Source organism: Streptomyces sp. NPDC005070, assembly GCF_053600395.1.
In genome coordinates, this window is sequence record NZ_JBSFZS010000415.1 from 1 (window position 1) to 1,952 (window position 1,952).

Annotated in this window: 2 protein-coding genes; both read right to left on the minus strand. The window is 72.6% G+C overall.

Annotated features, from left to right (window positions below):
• Window positions 1-1,351: AAA family ATPase (locus tag ACWEBX_RS39720; protein ID WP_451889567.1), on the minus strand; the 1,351-nt coding region annotated here is incomplete at its 3' end.
• A gap of 10 nt (window positions 1,352-1,361) precedes the next feature.
• The gene (locus ACWEBX_RS39725) at window positions 1,362-1,784 is read right to left on the minus strand and encodes a hypothetical protein (protein WP_451889568.1); all 423 of its coding nucleotides are present in this window, start codon (window positions 1,782-1,784) and stop codon (window positions 1,362-1,364) included.
• Between the last annotated feature and the right edge of the window lie 168 nt (window positions 1,785-1,952).

Genomic DNA, 1,952 nt, shown 5'->3' on the forward strand with positions numbered 1-1,952 from the left:
ACTCCTGGTCGAACCAGTCCAGCGCCAGCTGCCTGGTGGCGAAGTACGGCACCGGGCCGGTGACGCCTCCGCGCAGGGTGCACACGGCGGAGGTCGCCCTGTCCTTGTAGTGGTCGAGGAGGCGGTTCGCGGCCTCGTCCTGGTTGTCCCGGTGAGTGCCGAGGAGTTCGATCGCGTAGGCGCGAATGAGGTCGTGCTGGCGCCACTGCCCCTCGCCCGCCCGCTCGATGACATGGGCCCGCGCCAGCTCCCGTACCAGCCGCCTGGCGCGGGACGTCACCAGCCCGATGAGCCGGGCAGCGGTATCCGCGCTGAAGTGCGGGCCGGGGTTGACGGGCAGCAGCCGGAACAGCTGGGCCTGCTCCTGGGGCAGGCGCCGGTAGGAGAGCTCGAACGCGGCGCGCACCGCCCGCTCACCGTCGTCGAGCAGGTCGAGCAGGTCGAGCCGGCGGTGTGCCCGGGCCAGCTCGTCCGCGAGGTCGCGGGGCGTCTGGTCCGGATCTCTGGCGATCAGGGCGGTGGCGATGTGCAGCGCCAGGGGCAGATGGCCGCACAGGCGGCACAGGCGAGCCATGGCGTCCCGGTCCTCGTGCAGGCGTGGATCGCCCGGGGACAGCAGTGCGAGCTGCTCCTCGACCAGGGCCACCGCGTCGGCCTCGGCGAGGCTGCCGAGTTCCAGGGTGCGCGACCCCCGCGCGGCCAGCGTGTGCCGAGAGGTGATGACGCTGCGGTGCACCCGGGAGCGGGGCAGCAGGTCGGCCACCTGGTCCGTGCTGCCCGCGTTGTCGAGGACGAGCAGGACCGGGCGGCCCTCGGCGGCACGGTCGGTCAGCAGCCGGTGGTACTGGGCCGCCTGCCCCCGCGGGTCCGCGTCCACGGGACCCGGGCGGCCGAGCGCATGCAGCATGGGCGCGAACACGTGCTGCGGCATGGCACGATCGCCGGGATCGGGGGCGTACCCGTTGAGGTCGACGAAGACAGCGCCCCCGGGATACCAGCCCCGTGACACCGCTTCGGCGGCGCAGGACCGGGCCAGCGCGGTCTTGCCGATCCCGGCGAGCCCGGCCACGGAGGAGACGACGACCATCCCGGAGACGTCGTTCGCCGGATCGAGGATCGCCAGCACCACCGCGGACTCGGCACTGCGGCCGACGAACACCTCCGCGACGATGTCGCCGACGGGCAGGACCGGTTCGACAACCGCCAGCGGCCCCGCCGAGCCGGTGTGGTGGTGCACCTCGGACAGATGCAGGTCCCGGGCGGCCTGGAAGACCCGGCCGCCGCCGGTCGCGACCGCGTCCAGCCGTACCGCCTGCGACGGTTCGCGATCAGCGGGAGATGCCGTGACCATCTGCTGCTCGTCAGGTCTCGGTGATGTTCAGGTCACGACCCGCCTGATAGATCCGCCCCTGGCCGGTGGCATGACCCTCGATGTGCACGGTGCCGATGCGCGGTTCGTCGGCGGCCGTGCGCTGCGCCAGCTCGTCGGTCAGCCTGCTGAGTTCACACGTCAGTTCGGCGGTCAGGGCCGAGTCCGCCAACAGCAGCTCGCGCAGCCGCAGTTGCCACAGCCGGACCAGGGCCGCGTCGAACTCGGCGCTGTGCCGGGAGTCGCCTACGACGGCGCGCAGTTCGGTCAACTCGCCCTCCACGGCGGGCGCTCCGTCGGGACGCCCCCGGCGCCAGAGGGCGACCACCTGGTCCCTGGCCTGCTGCCAGGCATCCGTCGCCATGGCCGCGACCAGCGCGGATCCTGCCAGACCTGCCACAGCGGTCGGGTCCACCGCGCCCCCTCGGTGCCTGGTAACTGCCGTACGGCAACGGTAGTGGGCGCGGGCGGCCCCCGCCGGGGAAGACACCGATCGTGTCCACCCGGCAGGTCATCCGCTCGGGTGTATCTCAAACCGCCCGTGACGCGTCATCTCACTGCCGCAGACCTGCTTCGTGACCCA